This is a genomic window from Methylobacterium sp. 1A, assembly GCF_058072805.1.
The window spans coordinates 40371-63587 of the sequence record NZ_JBYQVE010000002.1; the positions used below are offsets into that span (position 1 = coordinate 40371).

Below are 23217 nucleotides of genomic sequence, written 5' to 3' on the forward strand. Positions count from 1 at the left end.
AGCGCCGGCCCCATCTTAACGCCGCGCTAACCATCCGCTCGGCAGATCTTGCCGGGTACGTCCCGGGCCTGTCCCGGGCGAACGGCAGCGGATGGCATCGATGGCAGAGACGGCGAGCGCGCCGGCACAGACAGGAGCGGCGGCCGTCCTCGGCCAGCTCGCGCTGCCGACGCGCGGCGATCTCCAGGCGCTGTCGAAGCGGTCGGACCTGCTGTTCGCGACCGGCGTGCTGGGGATCCTGGCGGTCCTCATCTTCCCGTTGCCGGCGATCCTGCTCGACCTGCTGCTGGCCGTGTCGATCATCCTGTCGGTCCTGATCATGATGACCGGCCTGTCGATCGACAACCCGCTGGAATTCACCGTCTTCCCGACGCTGCTGCTCATCGCCACGATGTTGCGGCTCGCCCTCAACCTCGCCTCGACGCGCCTGATCCTCGGGCACGGGCACGAGGGCACGGCGGCGGCCGGGCACGTCATCGAGGCCTTCGGCCACTTCGTGATGGGCGGCAACTTCGTCATCGGGATCATCGTGTTCGCGATCCTGATCATCGTGAACTTCGTGGTGATCACGAAGGGCTCGGGCCGCATCGCCGAGGTCGCGGCCCGCTTCACCCTCGACGCGATGCCCGGCAAGCAGATGGCCATCGACGCCGACCTGTCGGCCGGCCTGATCGACGAGAAGACCGCGAAGGCGCGGCGCGCGGCGCTCGAGGAAGAATCCTCCTTCTTCGGCGCCATGGACGGTGCCTCGAAGTTCGTGCGCGGCGACGCGGTGGCGGCCCTGCTGATCACCTTCATCAACGTGGTCGGCGGCATCATCATCGGGGTGGCGCAGCAGGGCCTGAGCTTCGGCGAGGCCGCCAAGAGCTACACCCTGCTGACCATCGGCGACGGCCTCGCGAGCCAGGTCCCGGCGCTGATCGTGTCGACGGCGGCGGGCCTGCTGGTCTCGAAGGCCGGCGTGCGCGGCGCCGCCGACAAGGCGCTCGGCAAGCAGCTCGCGCACTATCCCAAGGCGCTGGGCATGTCGGCCGCGGTGATGCTGCTGATCGCCCTCCTGCCCGGCATGCCGATGCTGCCCTTCGTCCTGCTGGGCGGCGGCGCCGGCTACGCGGCGTGGCGCATCAACAAGACCGCCAAGCTCGCGCCGCCGCTCGACGCCCTGGGCGCCCCGATGGATGCGGCCGCGGTCGCCGCGGCGAGCGCCGCCAAGGAGGAGACGGTCACCGACCTGCTGAAGCTCGACGACCTCAAGCTCGAGATGGGCTACGCGCTCCTCGCCCTGGTCAACGGCGAGGGCCAGGACCGGCTCACCGACCAGATCAAGGCCCTGCGCCGCCAGCTCGCCGCGGAACTCGGCTTCGTGATGCCGTCGGTGCGCATCCTCGACAACGTCCAGCTCGACGCCAACGCCTACGTGGTGCGGGTCAAGGAGATCGAGGCGGGCACCGGCCGGATCTTCCCGGGCCAGTTCATGGCGATGGATCCGATGGGCGGTCAGGTCCAGCTACCCGGGCAGCACATGCTGGAGCCGACCTTCGGCCTGCCGGCAACCTGGATCGACGCGGCCCTGCGCGACCAAGCGCAGCTCAAGGGCTACACGGTGGTCGATGCCGCCACCGTCGTGTCGACGCACCTGACCGAGATCATCAAGGCCCACGTCTCCGAGCTCCTCAACCACGTCGAAGTCTCGAAGCTGCTGCGCGAGCTGCCCAAGGAGCACGCCGAACTGCTCAAGGAGATCGTGCCGTCGCAGATCTCCACCACCGGCATCCAGCGCGTGCTGCAGTTCCTGCTCGCCGAGCGGGTCTCGATCCGCGATCTCGGGGCGATCGTGGAGGCGATCGCCGAGGTGGCGGGCGCGGTGAAGAACCCCCGCGACGTGGTCGAGCACGTCCGGGCGCGCCTCGGCCGGCAGATCTGCGCACAGTACCAGGACCCGAACGGCATGCTGCCGATCATCACCCTGTCGCCGGCCTGGGAGCAGGCGTTCATGGAGTCGATCGTCGGCGAGCGCGAGGAGCGCTACCTCGCGATGCAGCCCTCGAAGCTCAGCGAGTTCGTCAACACCGTGCGCGACCGCTTCGAGACGGCGGCGCGCCAGGGCGAGATGCCGGTGCTCGTCACCTCCGCCCAGACGCGGCCCTTCGTGCGCTCGATCATCGAGCGCTTCCGCCGCGAGACGCCGGTGATGAGCCAGGCGGAGATCCACCCGCGGGCGCGGCTGCGGACGGTGAACTCGATCTGAGGACCCAGAGGCCGCGACACCGGCGTGGGCAGACTCGTGCCGGCGCACGGGCCGAGGGAGCAATCACGGGATCGGCGAGCGCCGCGCACAGACGAAGCGCGCGGCGAAGCATCCCGGGTTTCGCGGTGTGGCGCGCGGGGGCCGAGGCGGCGACGTCACCCCCGCGTCGAGACGGCGGTCAGCCCCTCAGATCGCTTTCTGCTTGAGCTCCCGCTCCAACTCGTGCGCGTCGAGACCGGGAACGACGACGGGAGGTTCCGGCACGGCGGCCGCCTTGGGCCCGTGCGCGGCCGAGCCGATCGCCGCGGCCAGCCGCGAGCGCTCGAAGGCGATCACCACGATCACCGAGACCAGGGCCGGGAGCCAGAAGTAGAAGATCCGGAAGATGATCACCGCCGCGATGATCGCGTCCTTCTGCGCCTCATCGGTGATGTGCATCGCGGTGATGAACACGATCTCGAACACGCCGAGGCCGCCCGGCGCGTGCGAGGCCAGCGCCACCGAGAAGGAGGCCAGGAAGATCGCCAGGACCGGGATGAAGCCCGGGTTCATCGCCTCCGGCAGAGCGAAGTAGATGATGCCCGCCGCGCCCAGGAGCTCCAGCGGCGCCGCGAGCAGCTGGCGCCCCATGATGCCGGGCCGGGGATACTCAAGCTTGAACGACCGGATGTGCAGCGGCCGCAGGTGCAGGATCGAGCCGATCACGTACAGGCCAACGAAGCCAAGCATGCCGATGCCGACGATCAGCGCGGTCTTGGAATCGGTGAGGAAGCCCGGGAGCTTGCCCTCGAGGCGCGTCAGCAGGTTCGGATCGACCACCAGCGTGAAGCCGCCGAGGAGGACGGTCCCGAGGAAGAACGTGAACGAGCAGAGCGCCACCAGCACGGCGACCTGCGCCGCCGTCAGGCCCTTGGCCGTGTAGGCCCGGTAGCGGACCAGGGCGCCCGAGAAAACCGAGGCGCCGATATTGTGCGAGAGCGCGTAGGTCGTGAACGAGCAGAGCGAGACGAAGAGCCACGAAATGTGGCGCACGCCCAGATGCAGCAGGGCGATCCGGTCGTACCAGGCGAGCGCCGCGTAGGCGACCAGGGTCGACAGGGCCGCCAGCAGGATCCGGTGGGGCGGGATCGCGAGGATCGCGGCCCAGATCGCCGCGAGCGAGGTCGTCTTCAATTCCTGGTAGAGGAAGTAGCCCGATATCACGACGGCCGCGAGGCCGATCAAGGGCCAGATGAACTCGCTGATCTTCTTCATGAACACCGACGCCCTGGGGAGAGCCCCTGATGCGCCGGCACGCGACGCGCTGCAAGCGGCATGGCGCCGCCGCGATCCCCCTTGTCAGGTGATCGTGACGGTTTCGTGCCGCGGAAGCCGGCCGAGCGGTCCGACGGGCCGCGTCAGCCCCGGGCGCGGTTGAGGCCGATCCCGTCCATGGCGGCCTGATCGCGGGCCGATTCGGCAGCGCGCTCGGCGGTCCGCTCGCGGTCGTTCAGGATCTCGACCTTCTTGAGCTCCTCGAACGCCTCGCCCAGCTCGGCCTTCGCCTCGGCGAGCTGACCCTCGAGCGCCTGGGCGGACTGGATCATGTTGTCCCGGCGCGTCGCCGCGGCCCGGGCGTAGGTCGGGTAGGCGAAGTGACCGACGTCGGTGATTCCGGCCCGGGCCTCCTCGACGGCGACCTCGCGATCGAGCTCCACCGCCATGCGCTGGAAGTCGGCCATCATCATCTCGATCTGGGTCACGCGCCGGCGCTTCTCGTCGACCTGGAAGCGGCGCAGGCGGATCAGCGTGTCACGCGATTTCATCAGGACGCTCACTCCACGCAACGCTTGAGGCCGCGCCCGGGATCGTGCCCGGACCGAGCCTGTGTGCGAGCCTGCCCACGGCAGACCCGCCCGGATCCCCCACGTGCACCATGATCGCGCCGAAGCGTTAACGCCTCGGCCCATGGTGCCTAGGCCCTGCCGACGATCTCGGTGAGCCGTGCGTAACCATCGCCGATGGACGTTGCTTCTTCCTTACCCTGCCCCAGAAAAGCCTCAAGATCGGGCATGAGCGCGACCGCCTCGTCGACCTCCTGGGAGGAGCCCGCCCGGTAGGCGCCGAGCCGGATCAGCTCCTCCATGTCGGCGTAGGTCGACAGCAGCCGCCTCGCCCGCCGCACGACCGGGAGGTAGGCCGGGTCGCAGGAGCGCGGCATGGTGCGCGAGACCGAGCGCAGAACGTTGATCGCCGGGTAGCGCCCGCGCTCCGCGATGGCGCGCTCCATGACGATGTGGCCGTCGAGGATGCCCCGCACCGCGTCGGCCACGGGCTCGTTGTGGTCGTCGCCCTCGACCAGGACGGTGAACAGGGCCGAGATCGTGCCCTGCCCCACCCCTGGACCGGCGCGCTCGAGCAGGCGCGGCAGCTCCGAGAAGACGGTCGGCGTGTAGCCCTTGGCGGTGGGCGGCTCGCCGGCGGCGAGGCCGATATCGCGCTGGGCCATGGCGAAGCGCGTGATCGAGTCGATCATGCACAGGACCTTGGCGCCCTGATCGCGGAAGTGCTCGGCGACCGACAGGGTCACGTAGGCCGCGTTCCGGCGCATCAGGGCCGGCTCGTCGGAGGTCGCCACCACGACCACCGAGCGCGCGAGCCCCGCGGCGCCCAGATCGTCCTGGAGGAATTCCTGCACCTCGCGGCCGCGCTCGCCCACGAGTCCGATCACCGCCACATCGGCGGCCGTGTAGCGGGCCAGCATCGACAGCAACACGGACTTGCCGACGCCGGACCCGGCGAAGATGCCCATCCGCTGGCCCGCACACATGGTCAGGAAGGTGTTGATGCACCGGACGCCCAGATCGAGCGGTCCGCCGACGCGTGTGCGGGCATGGGCGGGGGGCGGGTCCGCGCGCAGGGGGTAGACGTCTGGCCCCTGCACAAGGGGGCCCAGCCCGTCGACCGGCCGCCCGAGGGCGTCGATCACCCGGCCGAGCCAAGCGCCGGAGGGCCGGATCGCGCCGGCCGATTCGTCGCGGACATAGGCGGGGCATCCGCGCCGCACGCCCTCGAGCGAGCCGAACGGCATCGCGAGCGCCCGATCGCCCTGGAACCCGATGACCTCGCAGGGCACCAGCCCGTGGCCGTTAGCACCCTCGACGTCGACACGGCCACCGAGTCGCATCGCGGCCACAGGTCCGGCGACCTCCACCAGCAGGCCGCGGATCGCCACGACCCGCCCGAACGTCTCCAGCACCTCGATCCGCTCGAGGGCGGCCTGCGCCGACGCGAGCGAAGCAACGGATCTTGCCGGATCCTGTGTCATCGGCCTGGCTCTCAACGCTTCGTTTACCGGCCTCCTTAACACTGCGGGTCACGGGCTCGTAGCGGCTCGATCCGGGTCGCGACCACAATCGCGCCCGACGAAGTCGTACCGGTGTGTCCGACGGACAACACCGGGGATCGAATCGTTACGCAGGAAGTACTTACGCCGAAGGGGGCGAGCGGCCTGGACGAGGGCGGATCGGAATCGGGGCCGAGGGCGAGGCCGGAGGAACGGTGTTTCTCCTGTCAAGCTCGCGGAACTTCGAACGAGACGCTTGCGGGCAGGAATCAGGTTTTGTTAACGATTAATCCATAGCGTTCCACGTCAAGAGCGACGGAGCGCCCGTCCACAGGCCGGTGGCGGGCGAAGGCTGGGACGTGTCTGCGCGCTGATGCGGCCGGCGGGGCTGGGGACCGACGATGCGGGTACTTTTGATCGAGGACGACAGCGCGACCGCGCAGAGCATCGAGCTGATGCTCAAGTCCGAGAACTTTAACACCTACACCACCGACCTCGGGGAAGAGGGTGTCGATCTCGGTAAGCTGTACGATTACGACATCATCCTCCTCGATCTGAACCTGCCCGACATGTCGGGCTACGAGGTGCTCCGCTCGCTGCGCGTGGCGAAGGTGAAGACCCCGATCCTGATCCTCTCCGGCATGGCCGGCATCGAGGACAAGGTGAAGGGCCTCGGCTTCGGCGCCGACGACTACCTCACCAAGCCGTTCCACAAGGACGAGCTGGTGGCGCGCATCCACGCCATCGTGCGCCGCTCGAAGGGCCACGCCCAGTCGGTCATCACCACCGGCGACCTGATCGTGAACCTCGATCAGAAGACCGTCGAGGTCGGCGGCGCCCGGGTGCACCTCACCGGCAAGGAGTACCAGATGCTGGAACTCCTCTCGCTCCGGAAGGGCACGACGCTCACCAAGGAGATGTTCCTGAACCATCTCTACGGCGGCATGGACGAGCCGGAGTTGAAGATCATCGACGTCTTCATCTGCAAGCTGCGCAAGAAGCTCGCCAACGCCAGCCAGGGCAAGAACTACATCGAGACCGTCTGGGGCCGCGGCTACGTGCTGCGGGAGCCGATGGACGGCGAGGAGCGCATGGCGGTCTGATCCGCCGGTCGCACCGTCTCCTGAAAAACCCCGCGCGGTCCGGCCGCGCGGGGTTTTCGCGTTCCGGCGATATCCGCAGCCCTCACCGCGTCCCGGTGGCCGAGAAGACCTGCGCGGCGGGCGCGATCACCACGTAGCCGCCGCAGGGCGCGGCCCGGCTGATCACCGCGCTGGCCACGCCCCAGATGTAGGTGCCGCGGCGATCCTGCGCGACGACCGGGCCGCCGGAATCGCCGAAGCAGACCCGGGCGCCGTTGGCCCGCGCGATGGTCAGCCCGGTGCTGCTCGCCGCCACCGGCGTCAGCGTGGCGGTGCGCAGGCGCCCGACGGTCCGACCGGAGAGGCCGGCGCCGGCGATGCGCAGGCTCTTGGGGACCCGGCCGGGATCCGCCGCCAGCGGAACCGGCCGCCGGTCGCGCACCGGCTCGGTCAGGCGCAGGACCGCGAGGTCGAGGGAGAGGTCGGAGAGGCTGACGCCCGACGCCTCGTTCGGCAGCATCTCCCCCGGATCGGGACTGTAGCGGGCGGCGACCCGCGCGCCGTAGACCGGCCGCGCCGGCTCGCTGCCGCGGAAGAACACGACCAGCGCGCCGAGCGGATCGCCGTTCACGCAATGGGCCGCGGTGAGCACGAGATCCGGCGCGATGAGCACGCCGGTGCAGCGGGTCAGCTTCAGCGCCTCCTCGGGCTGGGTGATCGTGCCGATCGCCACGGTGGCCTGCGCCAGGGCATCCCGGCCGGCGGCCGAGCCGCCGTCGATCGCGGCGGCCGGGCCCGACAGGCCCAGACCGAGGGTGAGCGCCGACGCGGCGGCGGCGCGTCGCGCCCCGATGGTCCGGAAGGTCGTCCCGAAGCTGGTCCCGAAGCTGGTCACGTGCTGCTCATCTCCGCCGCGAGCCCCCGGACCACAGATGCCGCCCGCGCCGCGCCGCGCAAGCGGGCGCGAGGACGCGGCCGCCGTCACGTCCGTGTCATCGACGGCCGGCTCGGCGATCAGCGCGCCACCGTCCAGGTCGTGGTGCCGTCCTTGTTGTCCTTCACGGCGACGCCCATCGCCGCGAGAGCGTCGCGCGCCCGGTCCGAGGCGGGCCAGTCCTTGGCGGCCCGCGCCGCCCGGCGCTCGGCGATCAGCGCCTCGACCGCCGCGACGTCGACCCCGGACGCCGCGACCTGATCCTGCTCGCGGTCGCTGCGGGTGCGCGCGAGGAAGCCCAGCAGGTTCGCGCCGGCGCGGAGCGCCCCGGGCTGCGCCTCCGCACCGCTCCCGAGCCGGTGCAGCTCGTTGATCGCGGCCGGCGTGTTGAGGTCGTCGCAGAGCGCCTCGACGACCCCGGCGGGGATGTCGGGCGCGGCGGGCGCGTCCCCGGCGGCGTTGTACCAGCGGTCGAGCACGCGGGCCGATTCCTCGAGGCCGCGCAGGGTCCAGTCGATCGGCTGCCGGTACTGGGTCTTGAGCATGGTGAGGCGCACGACCTCGCCCGGCCAGTCCTTCAGCACGTCGCGGATGGTGATGAAGTTGCCGAGCGACTTCGACATCTTCTCCCCCTCCACCTGGAGGAAGCCGTTGTGCAGCCAGACGTTGGCCATCACCGGCGTGCCGAAGCAGCAGCGGGACTGCGCCACCTCGTTCTCGTGGTGCGGGAAGATCAGGTCGATGCCGCCCGCGTGGATGTCGAAGGTCCGGCCGAGATGCTTGGCCGACATGGCCGAGCATTCGATGTGCCAGCCCGGGCGGCCGGCGGCGGCGATGCCGGCCGGCGACGGCCAGGACGGCTCGCCGGGCTTCGCCGGCTTCCACAGGACGAAGTCGAGGGGCGAGCGCTTGTAGGGAGCGACCTCGACCCGGGCCCCCGCCTCCATCTCGTCGAGGGGCCGCTTCGACAGGCCGCCGTAATCCGGCATCGAGGGGACGTCGAACAGCACGTGGTCCTCCGCCACATAGGCGTGGCCGGCCCGGACCAGGGCCTCGATCATCGTCACCATCTCGGCGATGTGGTCGGTGGCGCGGGGCTCGACGAAGCGGGCTCGCGCGCCCGGCACGTTCACGTCCTCCGGCATGAGCACGCCGAGGTCACGCACGTCGCGGTGGAACTGCGCCAGCGTCCCGTCGGTGAGTTCGCGGATGGTGATGCCGCGCTCGGCCGCCCGGGCGTTGATCTTGTCGTCCACGTCCGTGACGTTGCGCGCGTAGGTGACGTGCTCCGGCCCGTAGAGGTGGCGCAGCAGGCGGAACAGCAGGTCGAAGACGATGATCGGCCGGGCGTTGCCGATATGGGCGGCGTCGTAGACCGTCGGGCCGCAGGCGTAGACGCGGACATGCTGCGGGTCGATCGGCGCGAACGCCTCCTTGGCGCCGGTGAGCGTGTTGTAGAGCCGCAACATCGGCGCCATGAAACCCATCCCTTCTCCGGCGCCGGGGATGACGTCCGGCCCGGAGCCGTGGCCGGAAATCCGGCCCTGCCTTCAACGACCTGAGGGCCCCGCGCGGCGAAGAGCGGCCGAAACGTGGCGGATCGGCCAGCCCCGGCACGGCACCCTGTTGCATCGCGGCGACGGCGCGGCCCGCGCGATGGGGCTAACCCAAAAGCGTGAGGAATTCGAGATGGCTTGCGCGCCATGCGGGTAAGGCTTCCTTAACCGCGCCGTCGGACCGTCCGGGCCACGATCCTCACGCCACAGATCCTGTGCCCAAGGACAATCCATGCGACGCTCGGCCGTTGGTTCCCTCGCTCTCGCCACCGTTCTCGCCTGCGCGGGCCTGACCCACGCCGCGCTGGCCGGCACCGACGGCGAGACGCCCGCGAAGGCGCCGGCCCGTGTCGAGAAGACCTTCCTGATCCCGTCGAGCGACGGCTACGGCGTCGGCGAGTGCCTGACGACGCCGGGCAGCGCCTGCGGCCAGGTGGTCGCCAACGCGTGGTGCGAGGCCCAGGGCTACGCCGCGGCGAACTCCTACGGCGTCGCCGCCGCCGACGAGTATACCGGCGCGATCAGCCAGCCGGTCCCGGCGCCGTCCGAGCGCCCGATCCGGATCACCTGCCAGGACTGAGCCGGCCGCGGACGGCCCGTCGCCGGGCCGCCGCGCGGAAAGCTCGCGTCACCGGGCGCCGCTCACTTCATGAAGTCGGCGCATTTCTGCGCCGGTTCGGTGCCCCAGGGCGCCAGCGGCACCGCCGAGGTCGAGTTCTTCGGCGAGCCCTGAATGACCTTGTCCGAGTAGACCATGTAGATCAGCGTGTTGCGCTTCGCGTCGCAGCCGCGGACGATCTGCATCGACTTGAAGATCAGCGACCGGCGCTCGCTGAACACCACCTCGCCCTGGCTGAGCTTGCCCTTAAAGGCGATCGGCCCGGTCTGCCGGCAGGCCAGCGAGATGTCCGAGACATCCTCGGCCAGGCCCAGTGTGCCCTTGATCCCGCCCTTCTCAGGCTGGGTGTACCAGCACGACACGCCCGAGACCGCCGGATCGTCGACGCCGTAGACCACGAGCTTGTCGTTGGGCGTCAGCGGGCGCCAGACCGTCGACTTGTCGAAGATCCGGTCCGGCTCCTGCGCCGCGGCCGGACCGGCCGCTGCCAGGCCCAGTGCGAGAAGCCCAACATAGGTGAGACTCCGAAACAACATCGCCGGTCAATTCCCCCTCACGCTTGCGGGCCGGATGTAGGAGGGGTGTCGCGGTCTTGCGAGGGGGCGTAGAATGGCCCCGCTTCCGTCCCGAAGCGCGGATGCGCGCGGGCTCCGGATACTCCGGATCGCCGCGCACCCGATCAACGCGATGCAGCCTATGCCTCACCGCCCGATCGTCCGTACGCTCGGCCGCCTCATCCTGAGCGCGGCCATAGCCCTCGGACTGTCCTCTCCGCTCGCGACCTCCGCCAGCGCGCAGGAGGCCGCGCCCGCCGAGGCGCGGCCGGCGCCGCAGCTGCCGTCGCCGCAGTGCCGGCGCTACCGGGCTGAGCTGGCCTCGCTCCAGAGTGGCGCCAGCACGACGCGTGCGCTCAACGACGAGATCGGTCGGCTCGAAGCCTATTTCCGCGGCCTGAACTGCGAGGGCGGCAAGTTCCTGTTCTTCGACACCCGGCCGCCCCAGTGCGGCGCGGTGGAGCAGCGCATCCGCGCGCTCAAGGCCACCTACGGCGGCGCCGTGATCGACGACAGCGGCGCCCGGAAGCGGGAGCTCCAGGGGCTGGTCGCCTCCACCTGCCCGCCGCGCGAGGCCTATGCCGGCTCCGGTGAGGCCTACGGCCGGGGCGGCCCGCAGATGGTCTGCGTGCGGACCTGCGACGGCGGCTACTTCCCGATGAAGAACCTGCCAGAGGGCCGCGGCGGCGCCGACGAGATGTGTCAGGCGCTCTGCCCGGGGACCGAGGCGCAGGCCTATTCCATGCCGTACGGCGACGACGCCCTGAAGCACGCCGCCACGGTGAAGGGCAGCCGCGCCTACACGAACCTCGCCAACGCCTTCAAATTCCGCAAGGAATTCGTGCCGAACTGCTCCTGCAAGCCGGAGGGCAAGTCCTGGGCGCAGTCTCTGGTGAAGGCCGAGAGCATGCTCGTCCGGCACAAGGGCGACATCTTCGTCACGCCGATGCAGGCCGAGGCCCTGTCCCGGCCGAAGGTGCGCCTGACCCTCGTCGGCCGGGCCGACCGGACCGCGGCGGAGCTCGCCGCCGACGCCGCCGGCCGCGCGGGCGTCGACACGAAGGGCGGCGCGGGACCCGGCCGCGACGATGCGGCGAAGATCCAACCTGCCGCGGCCGACGGCACGAAGGCCGCGGAGGCCGCGGAAGCCAAGCCGGATCACGTTGCCGTGCGCATCATCGCGCCCGACGTCATCGCGGTGCCCCAGCGCCTCACCCCCTGAGACTTGTTTCGCGCCGACGGGCGCGGAACCATACGCGACGTCCGGTGTTCGGCTCGGCCTGAACCGACACGAGACCGCGATGCGCCTGCTCCGCCTGATCCTCCTCACCGGCACGGTGCTGCCGGGCCTGACGCTCGTGCAGCTCGCAGACGCCGCGCCGGGCCGGATCCAGGTGGCGCAGGGCGGACCGGAGGAGCGCGGCCCCCGCGGCGGCGAACCCCCGCACGGCGGCCCGCGCCCCGAGCGGCCGCCGCAGGAGCGTCCCGGCCCGCCGCCGGGCCCACCGGCCGTGCGCGAGCGGCCCGAACCCCGGCCGGAGCGGGCGCCGCCGCCCCCGCGCGAGCGGCCCGAACCGCCCGCCCAGCGCCAGCCGCAGGCCGAACCGCCTCCGCGGGAGCGCGCGCCCGAGCGCCGGCCGGAGCCGCCGGCGGCCCGTCCCCCGGCGCCGGATCGGCAGGACCGCCAACCGGAGCGGCAGCAGGACCGACAGCAAGACCGGCGGGATCAGCAGCCGGACCGTCCGGACCGCGGGCCGCAGGATCGGCCCGGCCCGGGGCGGTCCGAGCGTCAGCAGGCGCCGGATCGCGATCAGGCTCCGCCGCCCCAGGGGCGGCCCGCGCCGGAGCGTCCGCCGGCCCCGCCGCAGCAGCGCCAGGCGCCCGACCGGGATCGCCCCGGTCCCGACGACCAGCCGAACCGTCCCGCGCAGCGCGACGCGGCCCCCGACCGGTCCGCGCCGGATCGCGGACCGCCGGGTCAGCGTCCGGGCGGTCCGGGTGCGCCCGGCGACCGGTCTCAGCCGCCGAACGCGCCCCCCGGCGCACCCGGTCGACCGGCCCAGCGCCCAGACGCGCAGCCCGACAACCGCCTGCCCGAGAACCGCGCCCAGCCGAATGGCGGTCCCGGCGCCGAGTCCGGCCGGCCGCAGGCGCCCAACGCCGCTCCGGGCGTTCCGGGACGGCCGTTCCAGCCGCAGGGAGCCCAGCCCGAGGGACGGGCGCCGGCCCAGCCCAACGGTGCTCCCGGCGCCGAGCCCGGACGGCCGGTGCCGCCCAACATGGCCCCCGGGATTCCGGGACGGCCGTTCGTGCCGCCGGGCCAGGCGCCCGCCCCCGGACAGGCCCCACCGCCCGGCGGACCGCAGCCCGGGACGGCCCCGGCACAGCCGGGACAGCCGCCCGCGGGCGGCCCGGGCGGTCCGGCCGACCCGAACGCCTTCAACCGGCCGGGACAGCCCGGCTACGTCCCCGGCGGTTTCCGCCAGAACGACGGCGTGCGCGACTTCGATCAGGTCCGCACAGACCGGCGCGAGTTCCGGGAGGATGGCCGGACCTATTACCGGGAGCCGGGCCGCATCATCGTGCAGGACCGCGACGGCTACCTGATCCGCCACGACGAGAACGAGCGCTTCCGCACCCTCGACCCGCGCGGCTACCGGTTCGAGCGGCAGGGCGCGGACTTCTACAGCTACGTCGACCGGCCCGGCGGCGAGCAGATCGTCACCGTCACGAACGATGACGGTCGGATGCTGCGCCGCTACCTCCGCTACCGCGACGGTCGCGAGCTCGTCCTGATCGACAACAGCTACGCCGGCCCGCTCCGCCCGATCTACGAGGACGTGGTGGTGCTGCCGCCGCCGGAGATCCGCATCCCGCGGGACCGCTACATCGTGGATTACGCCCAGGCCGACGAGGCGGAGGTCTACGAGGCGCTGACGGCGCCGCCCGTGGTGCAGGTCGACCGCCGGTACACGCTGGACCAGATCCGCTACAGCCCGGACCTCCGCGCCCGCCTGCGCTCGGTCGACATCAACACGATCACCTTCGACACCGGCTCGTTCACCGTCACGCCCGATCAGGCGGCCAAGCTGTCGGTGATCGCCGGCGCGATGAACCGCGCCATCCAGGCCAACCCGCGGGAGGTGTTTCTGATCGAGGGCTTCACCGACGCCGTCGGCTCCGCGCTTGACAACCTGTCGCTGTCCGACCGGCGCGCCCAGTCGGTGGCGACCGTGCTGACCGAGCAGTTCCGCGTGCCGCCGGAGAACCTGACCACCCAGGGCTACGGCGAGCAGTACCTGAAAGTGAACACGCAGGGCCCGTCGCGGGAGAATCGCCGCGTCGTCGTCCAGCGGATCACGCCGCTGCTGCAGCAGGGGCAAGGTCAGGGGCAGGGCCAGGCAGCGCCTCCGCCGCCTCCGCCGCCGCGCTAGGGCGGTCGCCGCGCGGGCCTGTCCTGCGCGGCAGTTGACCGTGCGGCCACAGCGCCTCACCACCGGTTGAGGACAGCGGCGCGGGACGGTCATGAACAGCGAGGCGGAGGACGGGCTCATCCGGTCGGGCACACCGGTCTTCCGCCGCACGGCTCTGGCCCTGGCGGCGGCCGGCTTCTCGACCTTCGCGGTGCTCTACGCGGTCCAGCCGCTCCTGCCCATCTACGCGGAGGATTTCGGCGTCTCGCCGGCCGCGAGCAGCCTCGCCCTGTCGCTGCCCTGCGGGCTGCTGGCGGTGGCGCTGCTCGTCGTCAGCCCGCTCTCGGAGATCTGGGGGCGCAAGCCGGTGATGCTGGCCTCGCTGGTCGCTTCGGCGGTGCTCACGGTCGTGGCCGCCCTGGTCCCCGGCTGGTACGGCTTCCTGGCGCTACGCGCGCTCACCGGGCTGACGGCCAGCGGACTCCCGGCCGTCGCCATGGCCTATCTCGCCGAGGAGATGGACGCCAAGGCCATCGGCCTGTCGATGGGCCTGCTCGTCGGCGGCAACGCGCTGGGCGGCATGTCGGGCCGCCTGATCAGCGGCGTGATGGCGGACTTCGTCAGCTGGCGCGCCGGGCTCGCGGTCATCGGCGGCCTCGCGCTCGCCGCCGCGCTGGCGTTCTGGCGCTGGCTGCCGCCCTCGCGCCGCTTCGTGCCGCGCCGGCTCGCCTGGGCGGAAGTCCCGGGCAGCTTCGCCCATCATTTCCGCGACGCCGGCCTGCCCTGGCTCTTCGCCGAGGCGTTCCTGCTGATGGGCGGCTTCGTCTGCATCTACAACTACATCGGCTTTCGCCTGCTCGAGCCGCCCTACGCGCTGAGCCAGGCGGTGATCGGGATGATCTTCTCGGTCTACCTCGCCGGTATGGTCAGCAGCCCTGTCACCGGCGAGCTGGCGAGCCGCTTCGGCCGCCGCCGTGTCCTCTGGGTCGCCACAGCCGTCGGCCTGGCCGGCATCGTGATGACGCTCTCGGACCGCCTGCTGCTGATCCTGGCCGGCATCGTAGTGACGACGGTAGGTTTCTTCGGCGCCCACGCGGTCGCGAGCAGCTGGGTCGGGCGGCGGGCGCTGCGCGACAGGGCCCAGGCCTCGGCGATCTATCTCGGCCTCTACTATCTGGGCTCGTCGGTCCTCGGGACCGCGGGCGGCTGGTTCTTCGCCCATTCCGGGTGGAACGGCGTGGTGCTGTTCGTGGGCGGGCTGTACGGTCTGGCGCTGATGATCGCCCTGCGGCTGTCCCGCCTGAAGCCGCTCGCGACCTGATCCGGGAGATCCGCCGATGAACGCCCGCAGCCACGCCCGACACGTCGTCGACCAGTTCGGCGCGCAGGCCTCCGCCTACGTGACCAGCGCCGTGCACGCCGCCGGCGCCGATCTCGACCGGATCGGCGAGCGGGTCCGCGCGCGACCGGGCCTGCGGGTGCTCGACCTCGGCTGCGGCGGCGGCCACGTCGCCTTCGCGGCGGCCGCCGCTGGCGCCGCCGTCACGGCCTACGACCTGTCGGCCGAGATGCTGGCGGCGGTCGCGGCCGAGGCGGCCCGGCGGGGGCTCGACCGGATCGAGACCCGGCAGGGCGGCGCCGAGGCCCTGCCATTCCCCGACGCGAGCTTCGACGCCGTCCTGACCCGCTACAGCGCCCACCACTGGCGCGACGTGCCGGCGGCCCTGGCGGAGGCGCGACGGGTGCTGCGGGCGGACGGGTTCCTCATCGTCAGCGACATCGTCGCGCCCGAGGATCCGCTGCTGGACACGCACCTGCAGGCGCTGGAGCTGCTGCGCGACCCCTCGCACGTGCGCGACTACCGGGCGTCGGAATGGCGGGCCCTGCTGGAGGCGGCCGGATTCGCGCCCGGCGACGCGACGCCGAGCCGGCCGCGCATGGAGTTCGCGAGCTGGATCGCCCGGATGCGGACGCCGGAGACCCACGTCGCGGCGATCCGGGCGCTGCAGGTCACCGCGCCCGCGGAGGTCGCGGCGCATTTCGCCATCGAGGCCGACGGCAGCTTCCTGCTCGACGCCGCGCTGATCGAGGCGCGCCCGAAGCCCGGCCGCTGATCGCTCAGGCGGCCGCGCCGGAGAGCCGGCGCGCCGCCCGCTCCCGCCCGATCAGCGGCAGCAGGCCGGCGAGGTCCGGCCCGTGCTCCAGGCCGGTCAGCGCGAGCCGGAGCGGCATGAACAGGCCGCGGCCCTTGGCCCCGGTGCGGGTCCGGATCTCGGTCGTCCACGCCTTCCAGGTCTCCGGGCCGAACGGCTCGGGCGGCAGGGTCTCGCGGGCGGCCGCGATCACGGCGGGCTCGGTGAGCACCGGCTCGACGGGACCGGCCACGACCCGCCACCAGTCGGCCGCCTCCGCGACGCGCCCGAGATTGGCCCGCACCGCGAGCCAGAAGGCCTCTGCCCGGTCCTCCGGGATCCCCAGAGCCGCGAGGCGCGCGGCCGCCTCCGGGTACGGCATGACGTGGACCAAGCGGGCGTTGAGGCCGTCGAGCTCCGCCGGGTCGAACCGGGCCGGCGCCCGCGAGATCTCGCCGAGATCGACGAGGCCCGCGAGGGTGTCGAGGTCGGGCACCGCCCGCACCGATTCGGCCGAGCCGGTGAGCACCGCCAGCGAGCGCACCGCCGCGGGCTCGTAGCCGGCCTCGCGTAGGCCGCGCAGCGACAGGTGGCCGAGGCGCTTCGACAGCCCCTCCCCGTCGGCCGTCGTCAGCAGGTTGTGGTGGCCGAAGACCGGGACGGGCGCGCCCAGGGCCTCGAAGATCTGCACCTGCACGCCGGTGTTGGTGACGTGGTCCTCGCCGCGGATGACGTGGGTGATCCCGAGATCGGCGTCGTCCACCACCGACGGCAGCGTGTAGAGGTAGCTGCCGTCGGCGCGGATCAGCACCGGGTCCGACAGGGACGCGCAGTCGACATGGGCCGGCCCGCGGACGAGGTCGTCCCAGCCGACGGTCCGCGCCTCGAGCAGGAACCGCCAGTGCGGCCGGCGGCCCTCGGCCTCCAGCGCCGCCCGCTCCTCGGCGGTCAGCCGCAGCGCCGCCCGGTCGTAGATCGGCGGCTGGCCGCGGCCGAGCTGACGCCTGCGGCGGCGCTCCAGCTCCTCCGGCGTCTCGTAGCAGGGGTAGAGCCTCCCCGCTGCGCGCAGGCGGTCGGCGGCGGCGTCGTGCTGCGCCGTGCGGTCGCTCTGCCGGGCGAACAGGTCGGGCACGATGCCGAGCCACGCGAGATCCTCGCCGATCGCCTGCGCGAAGGCCTCCGTGGAGCGCTCCGCGTCGGTGTCGTCGAGGCGCAGCAGGAAGCGGCCGCCGGTCCGGCGGGCGAACAGGGCGTTGAGCAGGGCCGGCCGGGCGTTGCCGATATGGAGATACCCGGTCGGCGAGGGTGCGAAGCGGACGAGAGTCATGGCCCGCTCTCTAGCCGATCTGCGCGAGAATGTGCGCGGGACTTCGCGATCACACCGGCCGGATGCGTCCCCCGCAGCGCCCGCTACCCAGGACGCGGGAAACCCGGCAGAAGGGCGCGCGTGGTGCGGTGCAGGATGTGAGCGGCATGGCGACGGACGAGACGGCCGACATCGTGGTGGTCGGCGGCGGGATGGTCGGCCTCGCCAGCGCCATCGCGCTGAGGGACCGCGGGCTCGACGTGGTGCTGCTGGATCCCGGCGAGGCGCGGGCCCGGACCTCCTACGGCAATGCCGGCGTGGTCAGCCGCGGCTCGATCCTGCCGATGTCGAGCCCGGCCCTGTGGGGCAAGCTCCCGGCCTACCTGCGCAACGCCGATCGCGGCCTGCGGCTGCACTACGGGCATCTCCCGCGGATCGTGCCCTACACGGCGCACTTCCTCGCCGCCGCGCGCGCCTCGCGCTGGCGCCGCGCCGCGGAGGCGCTGCTGCCGCTGACCAGCGCCGCCTATCCGGCCCACGAGCGGCTGGCTGCCCGGGCCGGGACCGGCGACCGGCTACAGCGGACGGGTTGGATCAAGGCCTACCGCACCGAAGCGGCCTTCGCGTCCGCCGCCCTCGAGCGCGAGATCCTGGCCGGGCACGGGGTCGCCTTCGACATCCTCGACACCGCGGCGCTGCGCGCGCTCGAGCCGGCGCTGGTGCGGCCCTACGCGCGGGCCATGCTGCTCACCGAGACGGGGTCGGTCCGCGAGCCCGGCCGGCTCATCGAGGCGTGCGAGGCCCTGTTCACCGGTCTCGGCGGCCGCCGCCTGCGGGGCAGCGTCGCCCGGCTGGAGCCCCAGGCGGACGGCTGGCGCGTCGATCACGACGGCGGCGCGGTGCGGGGCCGACAGGTTGTCCTCGCGGCCGGCGCCGCGTCCGGGGCGATCGCCCGGACCCTGGGCTACCGTTTCGCCGTTGCGGCCGAACGCGGCTACCACCGCCACTACGCCCTGCATCCGGACAGCGCGCCGCTGACCCGGCCGATCCTCGACACGGGCGCGGGGTCGATCCTGTCGCCGATGGGCGAGCACCGGGTCCGGGTCCTGTCCGGCGTCGAGCTCAACGCGCGCGCCGCCGCGCCCGACCACACCCAGATCGATGCGGCGTCCCGGGAGGCGGCCTCCACCCTTCGGCTCGGCGGCCCGCTGGACAACGCGCCGTGGCTCGGCTCCCGGCCGTCGACCCCCGACGGGATGCCGGTGATCGGCCGCGCCCCCCGGCACGACGGCCTGCTCTTCGCCTTCGGCCACGGCCATATCGGCCTGTCCACCGGCCCGATCACCGGCGAGATCGTCGCCGACCTCGCCACCGGCCGGGAACCGGCCGTGCCGGTCGCTGCCTTCGCGCCGGAGCGGCTCCTGCGCTGGCCGCGGCTGCTCTGAGAGCCGCGTCCCTCAGCGCCAGTCGTAGGGGTTGTAGGGCTCGAGCGCGGCCTCGACCTTCCGCAGGATATCCGGCTGGCGCTGGAGGTCGGCCTCCCGGGCAAGTGCCCGGAGGAAGGCCTGCGGGCCGTGCTCCAGGTCGCGCGTCAGGCCGCTGTAGCGGTCGGCCGGCTCGACATGGGCGGGATTGACCGCGACGCGGTAAGCGAGGCCGCAGGTCGGCGGGTCGATCCCCAGGCGATAGCAGATCCGCACCCGGGCGAAGGGGACGTCCGGGCGGTAATCGACCCGGTAGCCGCCGAGACGGAAGGCGCCGCCGGTCGCGCGCTCGGCATAGGCCAGCGTCCGCGCCACCGTGGTGAAGCCGGCGGTGCGCCGGTCGCGCACGAGGTCGATCGCCGCCCGTTCCGAGGGCACGAAGGATTGCGCGCAGGCCGGGCCGGACACCAGCGCGACCAAGAGTGCGGGGACGGCAAGTCTCATAGCTTCTTCATGCAGACCGCGACGGGCTGGGCATCCTTGGCGGCCTTGGCGGTCATGTCGAGGCAGCCGACCGTGGACACGCCGTCCGTGACAGTCACCGACGGCACAACCGCCATGCCTCGGCAGTAAGCGCCAATCAATTCCTCGTCACGGCGGCACGCCACGTCGAGGCGCACCTGGCTGTTCAGGGACGGTCCCGGCGGACCGGCCGGGCCGGCCGGGCCCGGGTCGCCCGTGGGACCGCGGGCCCCGGTGGCACCGTTCACACCCGCCGGCCCGGCCGGCCCCGCCGGTCCCCGATCACCCTTCGCCCCGGGGGGTCCGGCCGGTCCCGGCTTCGGGGCATCGCAGGCGGCGAGCGCGAGCGCCACCGCGCCGACCACGAGCGCGATCAGGGGGGATCTCATGGGGTTCTCCGGCACGCTGCGCGCGGGGAACTGGCGCGCGCAGGCGGTGCGTCAACAGCGCGTCGACGACACGCCGGCCCTATTACAACCAAAAGTAGCGGCCGTTTGATAACCCTGGTCTAGTCGATCGGATTAAGAGTTTCGCAAAAGCTTGGCGTCACATCGGATGAGATGGCTACTTCCGACTGATCTGCTCGCATATGAACAGCCGAGGACTTGTAGGAACGCAGGTCAGAGTGACGCCAGGTTGCCTCCTCGCGCGCCTCGGGCGCGACACCGGGGGCGCGGCCGCGGTGGAGTTCGCCCTGGTGGCCCTGCCCTTCCTGGCGCTGTGCGGCGCGATCATCCAGATCGTGTTCCAGATGTGGGCGACGCAGAATTTCGATCGCGCGCTCCAGAACGCGGTCCGGACGATCTTCACCGGCCAGTTCCAGCTCGACACAGCGGGCCAGACCAATCCGGCGACCGTGCTCGCGACCCTGAAGGCGCGGATGTGCGGATCGCCCGTCAGCCCCGTGCCCACTGTGTTCAACTGCCAGAACGTCAAGATCGACGTCGCGACCTCGAGCAGCTTCGCGAGCGCGACCGCGAACAAGCCGATCGACACCGCCACGGGCACGTGGAGCACGAGTTTCGGCTCCAACTACAAATGCGCTTCGCCCGGGACGATCGTGATCGTCACCGCGGCGGTGCCGTTCCCGACCTTCTTCAACCTGATGGGCCTCAACACGAAGCAGTTCACCAGCGGATCCGCGGAGGGATCGAGCCTGCTGACCTCCACGGCGGTGTTCCGCACCGAGCCCTACCAGATCGTCGGAGCGAGCCCGTGCCCGTCCTCACCGTCCTGACCCGGCGGGCGGCGCGGCTCCGGCACGACAGGCGCGGCGGCGCGGCCGTCGAGTTCGCCGTCATCCTGCCGATCCTGCTCGCGATCTGGGCGGGCATGACCGAGGTGACGCACGCCATCGACGAGTGGCGCAAGCTGACGCAGCTCGGCCGCACCGTGGCGGACCTGACGGCGCAGGGCGACACACAGAACCCGATCAGCACCACCGTGATGAACGACATCCTCGCCTCCGCCACGGCGGTGATGCGCCCGTTCGACACGTCGAAGGTCAAGATCGTGGTCAGCGCGATGGGCACCGACGCGAAGGACCCGAGCGGTCCTCCGGTGGTCTGCTCCAGCGTCGCCAACACCAACGGGACCGCGCGGAGCCCGGGCCCCGCGCCCAGCCTGACCGTGCCGGACGGCTATCGGATGCCGGGCATGCGCTACGTGCTGGCTGAGGTCAGCATCAGCTACACGCCGATGATCGGGAGCGCGCTGGTCAAGCTCGCCAAGGGCGTGAGCAACACGATCACGTTCACCAGCAGCGCGCCGTGGCCGACCCGCGGCGGCCAGGCCTACGGCACCAGCACCTACACGGAAGTCGTCCTGCCGGACGACAAACAATCGAACTGCGATGGCACGAAGATCGTTCGCAAAACCTGACGGCCGCCCCGAGCGGCGCCGCGACATCCTGCGCGACCGCGGCGGCAACGTCGCCCTGCTGTTCGCGTTCCTGAGCGTGCCGATGGTGATGGTCGGCGGCGCGGCGATCGATTACGGCTTCGCCACGCGGCTGGAGACGAAGCTCCAGGCCGCGGCCGACGCCACGGCGCTGCTGCTCTGCCAGACGCCGCTGACGACGTCCGAGACCGAACTCAACGCCCTGGCGCAGACGACGATGACCGGTGCCATGGGGGCGGCGAGCCTCGTGGTCGACCGGCTGGCCATCACCAGCAGCCCGCGCAAGATCACGCTGACCGCTCACAAGCAGTCGACGACCTTCTTCGGCGGCCTGACCGGGACCCAGCGCATCAACCCGGGCGCCGTCTCGCAATGCGCCACGCCGCTGCCGAAGACTTTCGAGATCGCGCTCGTGCTCGACAACACGGGCTCGATGGCCGCCTCGAGCGGGGGACAGTCGAAGCTTCAGGCCGTCCAGACGGCCGCGACCGACTTCGTCAACTACGTCTACACCAGCCCGGCCTTCTCCAGCGCGAGCAAGATCTCCATCGTGCCGTTCGCCGCGTCTGTGGCTGTCAATCCAGCCACCTATCGTTACGCGACCTGGATCGATCAAGCTGCGCAATCCAGCTATCACTGGCTCAACGTCAACGGCCTTCAAGGCACGGGCATCACCAATCGCTTCGACATCTTCTCGAAGTTGCAGGCGGCCAACTCCGGCTGGGCCTGGGCGGGATGCCTCGAAACACTGCCCTATCCCCTGAACGTTCAAGACGGCGCACCGACCGCGAGCAACAAGGATTCTTATTATCTCCCGCTCTTCGCCCCCGACGAGCCGGGTGATGGCTCGTCGGAATATAGCGAATACTCGACCAAAAACTCATCGAGTATCAGCTTCAACAGCTATATCGACGATTATACGAACAGCCCCGATTGCCTGAAGCCGACCCGGGACACGTCATTCTCGACGGCCGAGGGGCGTGCATGCAAGTATCTCAGCCCCCGCGATCCGTCGCCCACCTCGCGAAACCGCTACACGGGTATTCCCAACGGGCCGAATTTCGGCTGCACGACCCAGCCGCTTCAACGACTGACCAGTGATACCACGACGCTCAAGAACCTGATCAACCTGATGGTAGCCTCAGGCTCGACCAATATTCATGAAGGTTTCATGTGGGGATGGCGCACGCTTTCCCCGAACAGCGTGTTCGCAGACGGCGCGCGCTACTCCTCGAACAGCGCCAATTCCGACCTCAGCACGATCAACAAGATCATGATCCTCATGACAGACGGGGAAAATACCTGGCCCGTAAATTCGAACCCGTCCTACAATAAATCCATGTACTTTCCCTTCGGCTACTTTACGAACGCCGATGGATCGAACCCGAATTCGCGGCTTCCGCCCAGCAATCAAAATATTTCGAATGCCCGCACAGCGCGGGATGCGCTCGACAAACTGACAGCCCTTGCGTGCAGCAACGCGAAGACAAATAATATCTCGATCTACACGATCGGCTTCAGCGTCCCGGCGGATCCGATCGACTCGGCCGGCCAGACGCTGCTGCGGAACTGCGCCTCGTCACCGGACCAGTTCTACCTCGCCAACTCGTCCGATGACCTGATCAAGGCCTTCAAGTCGATCCAGGCCAGCATCGGCGCGCTGCGGCTGACGCAGTAGGCGCCGCGCCGGCGCTGCGCGGGATTTGGCGCGCGGCCCGGCCCCGGTCAGTCGTCGCGGTAGACCCGCTCGCGGCGCTCGTGCCGCTCCTGCGCCTCGAGGGACAGGGTGGCGATCGGGCGCGCGTCGAGGCGGCGCAGGGAGATCGGCTCGCCGGTCTCCTCGCAGAACCCGTAGGATCCGTCCTCGATTCGGGCCAGCGCCGCGTCGATCTTGCCGGTGAGCTTGCGCTGGCGGTCCCGGGCCCGCAGCTCGATCGCCCGGTCCGTCTCGGAGGACGCGCGGTCGGCGAGGTCGGGGTGGTTCTCGTTCTCGCTCTGAAGAGCCACCAGCGTATCCTGCGCCTCGCGCAGGATGTCGTTCTTCCAGCTCAGCAGCTTGCGCCGAAAATATTCGCGCTGCCGGTCGTTCATGAAGGGCTCGTCGTCGGACGGGACGTAGCCGTCCTCCAGCTGCACCTTCGCCATGCGTCACCCTCGCTGGATGGTAAACCGCCCACCAGGGGATGGCCGGTGTGCGGCGATA

General features: G+C 71.2%; 21 protein-coding genes. 11 read left to right on the forward strand and 10 right to left on the reverse strand.

Features of this window, described 5'->3' with window-relative positions:
* The first annotated feature begins 100 nt into the window (after positions 1-100).
* Entirely contained in the window at positions 101-2248 is a 2148-nt protein-coding gene (gene flhA, locus ACX9MN_RS20175; RefSeq protein ID WP_091682035.1) for a flagellar biosynthesis protein FlhA, read from the forward strand.
* A gap of 186 nt (positions 2249-2434) precedes the next feature.
* On the opposite strand, the gene ACX9MN_RS20180 is transcribed toward flhA, so the two are convergent.
* From ACX9MN_RS20180 to fliI, 3 genes are all read right to left on the reverse strand, one after another.
* Positions 2435-3502, reverse strand: coding sequence for a lysylphosphatidylglycerol synthase domain-containing protein (locus ACX9MN_RS20180; RefSeq protein WP_020092903.1), 1068 nt, complete (start codon positions 3500-3502; stop codon positions 2435-2437).
* Positions 3503-3645: 143 nt separating this feature from the next.
* Positions 3646-4053 carry a flagellar export protein FliJ gene (gene fliJ, locus ACX9MN_RS20185; protein WP_012322462.1) on the reverse strand — a complete coding sequence of 136 codons (408 nt, stop codon included), beginning with the start codon at positions 4051-4053 and terminating at the stop codon, positions 3646-3648.
* Between the two features lie 149 nt (positions 4054-4202).
* Positions 4203-5555, reverse strand: coding sequence for a flagellar protein export ATPase FliI (gene fliI / locus ACX9MN_RS20190; protein WP_020092905.1), 1353 nt, complete (start codon positions 5553-5555; stop codon positions 4203-4205).
* A 419-nt stretch (positions 5556-5974) separates the two neighbouring features.
* On the opposite strand from fliI, the gene ctrA reads away from it, so the two are divergent.
* Positions 5975-6676, forward strand: a complete 702-nt coding sequence (gene ctrA / locus ACX9MN_RS20195; protein WP_010683835.1) for a response regulator transcription factor CtrA — start codon at positions 5975-5977, stop codon at positions 6674-6676.
* 82 nt (positions 6677-6758) lie between these two features.
* On the opposite strand, the gene ACX9MN_RS20200 is transcribed toward ctrA, so the two are convergent.
* Positions 6759-7550: a trypsin-like serine protease gene (locus ACX9MN_RS20200; protein ID WP_447680205.1), complete on the reverse strand. Its 792-nt coding sequence runs from the start codon at positions 7548-7550 to the stop codon at positions 6759-6761.
* A gap of 119 nt (positions 7551-7669) precedes the next feature.
* Positions 7670-9067, reverse strand: a complete 1398-nt coding sequence (gene cysS / locus ACX9MN_RS20205; RefSeq protein WP_091682054.1) for a cysteine--tRNA ligase — start codon at positions 9065-9067, stop codon at positions 7670-7672.
* 310 nt (positions 9068-9377) lie between these two features.
* Here cysS and ACX9MN_RS20210 point away from each other — a divergent pair, with 310 nt between their 5' ends.
* Complete coding sequence (locus tag ACX9MN_RS20210) at positions 9378-9725, forward strand: hypothetical protein (protein WP_042672904.1); 348 nt, start codon at positions 9378-9380, stop codon at positions 9723-9725.
* A 62-nt stretch (positions 9726-9787) separates the two neighbouring features.
* Here the strand turns inward: ACX9MN_RS20210 and ACX9MN_RS20215 are convergent, their stop codons facing one another.
* Positions 9788-10300 (reverse strand): CreA family protein, encoded by a 513-nt coding sequence (locus tag ACX9MN_RS20215; RefSeq protein ID WP_020092910.1) that lies wholly within the window; start codon positions 10298-10300, stop codon positions 9788-9790.
* A 160-nt stretch (positions 10301-10460) separates the two neighbouring features.
* Here ACX9MN_RS20215 and ACX9MN_RS20220 point away from each other — a divergent pair, with 160 nt between their 5' ends.
* From ACX9MN_RS20220 to ACX9MN_RS20235, 4 genes are all read left to right on the forward strand, one after another.
* Positions 10461-11540 carry a DUF2865 domain-containing protein gene (locus tag ACX9MN_RS20220; protein WP_489725252.1) on the forward strand — a complete coding sequence of 360 codons (1080 nt, stop codon included), beginning with the start codon at positions 10461-10463 and terminating at the stop codon, positions 11538-11540.
* A 79-nt stretch (positions 11541-11619) separates the two neighbouring features.
* On the forward strand, positions 11620-13752 hold the full coding sequence (locus ACX9MN_RS20225) for an OmpA family protein (protein ID WP_489725253.1): 2133 nt from the start codon (positions 11620-11622) through the stop codon (positions 13750-13752).
* Between the two features lie 91 nt (positions 13753-13843).
* The gene (locus ACX9MN_RS20230) at positions 13844-15052 is read left to right on the forward strand and encodes an MFS transporter (protein WP_103984871.1); all 1209 of its coding nucleotides are present in this window, start codon (positions 13844-13846) and stop codon (positions 15050-15052) included.
* Positions 15053-15068: 16 nt separating this feature from the next.
* Positions 15069-15845 carry a class I SAM-dependent methyltransferase gene (locus ACX9MN_RS20235; RefSeq protein WP_103984872.1) on the forward strand — a complete coding sequence of 259 codons (777 nt, stop codon included), beginning with the start codon at positions 15069-15071 and terminating at the stop codon, positions 15843-15845.
* Positions 15846-15849: 4 nt separating this feature from the next.
* On the opposite strand, the gene ACX9MN_RS20240 is transcribed toward ACX9MN_RS20235, so the two are convergent.
* A complete protein-coding gene (locus ACX9MN_RS20240) occupies positions 15850-17190 on the reverse strand; it encodes a glutamate--tRNA ligase (protein ID WP_489725254.1) in 1341 nt (446 codons plus the stop codon).
* 146 nt (positions 17191-17336) lie between these two features.
* Here ACX9MN_RS20240 and ACX9MN_RS20245 point away from each other — a divergent pair, with 146 nt between their 5' ends.
* Positions 17337-18614 (forward strand): NAD(P)/FAD-dependent oxidoreductase, encoded by a 1278-nt coding sequence (locus ACX9MN_RS20245; protein WP_489725255.1) that lies wholly within the window; start codon positions 17337-17339, stop codon positions 18612-18614.
* 12 nt (positions 18615-18626) lie between these two features.
* Here ACX9MN_RS20245 and ACX9MN_RS20250 read toward each other — a convergent pair whose 3' ends face one another.
* Positions 18627-19097: a hypothetical protein gene (locus tag ACX9MN_RS20250; protein WP_489725256.1), complete on the reverse strand. Its 471-nt coding sequence runs from the start codon at positions 19095-19097 to the stop codon at positions 18627-18629.
* Positions 19094-19504: a hypothetical protein gene (locus tag ACX9MN_RS20255; protein ID WP_489725257.1), complete on the reverse strand. Its 411-nt coding sequence runs from the start codon at positions 19502-19504 to the stop codon at positions 19094-19096. Before ACX9MN_RS20255 ends, ACX9MN_RS20250 begins: the two co-directional genes overlap by 4 nt.
* 236 nt (positions 19505-19740) lie before the next feature.
* Here ACX9MN_RS20255 and ACX9MN_RS20260 point away from each other — a divergent pair, with 236 nt between their 5' ends.
* From ACX9MN_RS20260 to ACX9MN_RS20270, 3 genes are read left to right on the forward strand one after another with little or no spacing between them, the layout of a single operon-like run.
* The gene (locus ACX9MN_RS20260; protein ID WP_056531937.1) at positions 19741-20352 is read left to right on the forward strand and encodes a TadE/TadG family type IV pilus assembly protein; all 612 of its coding nucleotides are present in this window, start codon (positions 19741-19743) and stop codon (positions 20350-20352) included.
* Positions 20331-20996, forward strand: coding sequence for a TadE/TadG family type IV pilus assembly protein (locus tag ACX9MN_RS20265; RefSeq protein ID WP_020092920.1), 666 nt, complete (start codon positions 20331-20333; stop codon positions 20994-20996). Before ACX9MN_RS20260 ends, ACX9MN_RS20265 begins: the two co-directional genes overlap by 22 nt.
* Positions 20968-22692: a pilus assembly protein TadG-related protein gene (locus tag ACX9MN_RS20270; RefSeq protein WP_489725258.1), complete on the forward strand. Its 1725-nt coding sequence runs from the start codon at positions 20968-20970 to the stop codon at positions 22690-22692. The genes ACX9MN_RS20265 and ACX9MN_RS20270 overlap by 29 nt, the downstream gene beginning before the upstream one ends.
* 47 nt (positions 22693-22739) lie before the next feature.
* Here ACX9MN_RS20270 and dksA read toward each other — a convergent pair whose 3' ends face one another.
* Positions 22740-23159, reverse strand: coding sequence for an RNA polymerase-binding protein DksA (gene dksA, locus ACX9MN_RS20275; protein ID WP_012322444.1), 420 nt, complete (start codon positions 23157-23159; stop codon positions 22740-22742).
* Positions 23160-23217 lie beyond the last annotated feature (58 nt).

Bases quoted from the DNA above. Each gene is read 5' to 3' on its own strand.
- ACX9MN_RS20235 (WP_103984872.1), top strand. From the start codon at position 15,069: ATGAACGCCCGCAGCCACGCCCGACACGTCGTCGACCAGTTCGGCGCG.
- ACX9MN_RS20250 (WP_489725256.1), bottom strand. From the start codon at position 19,097: ATGAGACTTGCCGTCCCCGCACTCTTGGTCGCGCTGGTGTCCGGCCCG.
- ACX9MN_RS20210 (WP_042672904.1), top strand. From the start codon at position 9,378: ATGCGACGCTCGGCCGTTGGTTCCCTCGCTCTCGCCACCGTTCTCGCC.
- ACX9MN_RS20180 (WP_020092903.1), bottom strand. From the start codon at position 3,502: ATGAAGAAGATCAGCGAGTTCATCTGGCCCTTGATCGGCCTCGCGGCC.
- ACX9MN_RS20220 (WP_489725252.1), top strand. From the start codon at position 10,461: ATGCCTCACCGCCCGATCGTCCGTACGCTCGGCCGCCTCATCCTGAGC.
- fliJ (WP_012322462.1), bottom strand. From the start codon at position 4,053: ATGAAATCGCGTGACACGCTGATCCGCCTGCGCCGCTTCCAGGTCGAC.
- dksA (WP_012322444.1), bottom strand. From the start codon at position 23,159: ATGGCGAAGGTGCAGCTGGAGGACGGCTACGTCCCGTCCGACGACGAG.
- ACX9MN_RS20215 (WP_020092910.1), bottom strand. From the start codon at position 10,300: ATGTTGTTTCGGAGTCTCACCTATGTTGGGCTTCTCGCACTGGGCCTG.
- ACX9MN_RS20255 (WP_489725257.1), bottom strand. From the start codon at position 19,504: ATGAGATCCCCCCTGATCGCGCTCGTGGTCGGCGCGGTGGCGCTCGCG.
- ACX9MN_RS20270 (WP_489725258.1), top strand. From the start codon at position 20,968: ATGGCACGAAGATCGTTCGCAAAACCTGACGGCCGCCCCGAGCGGCGC.
- cysS (WP_091682054.1), bottom strand. From the start codon at position 9,067: ATGGCGCCGATGTTGCGGCTCTACAACACGCTCACCGGCGCCAAGGAG.
- ACX9MN_RS20225 (WP_489725253.1), top strand. From the start codon at position 11,620: ATGCGCCTGCTCCGCCTGATCCTCCTCACCGGCACGGTGCTGCCGGGC.
- ctrA (WP_010683835.1), top strand. From the start codon at position 5,975: ATGCGGGTACTTTTGATCGAGGACGACAGCGCGACCGCGCAGAGCATC.
- ACX9MN_RS20245 (WP_489725255.1), top strand. From the start codon at position 17,337: ATGGCGACGGACGAGACGGCCGACATCGTGGTGGTCGGCGGCGGGATG.
- flhA (WP_091682035.1), top strand. From the start codon at position 101: ATGGCAGAGACGGCGAGCGCGCCGGCACAGACAGGAGCGGCGGCCGTC.
- fliI (WP_020092905.1), bottom strand. From the start codon at position 5,555: ATGACACAGGATCCGGCAAGATCCGTTGCTTCGCTCGCGTCGGCGCAG.
- ACX9MN_RS20230 (WP_103984871.1), top strand. From the start codon at position 13,844: ATGAACAGCGAGGCGGAGGACGGGCTCATCCGGTCGGGCACACCGGTC.
- ACX9MN_RS20240 (WP_489725254.1), bottom strand. From the start codon at position 17,190: ATGACTCTCGTCCGCTTCGCACCCTCGCCGACCGGGTATCTCCATATC.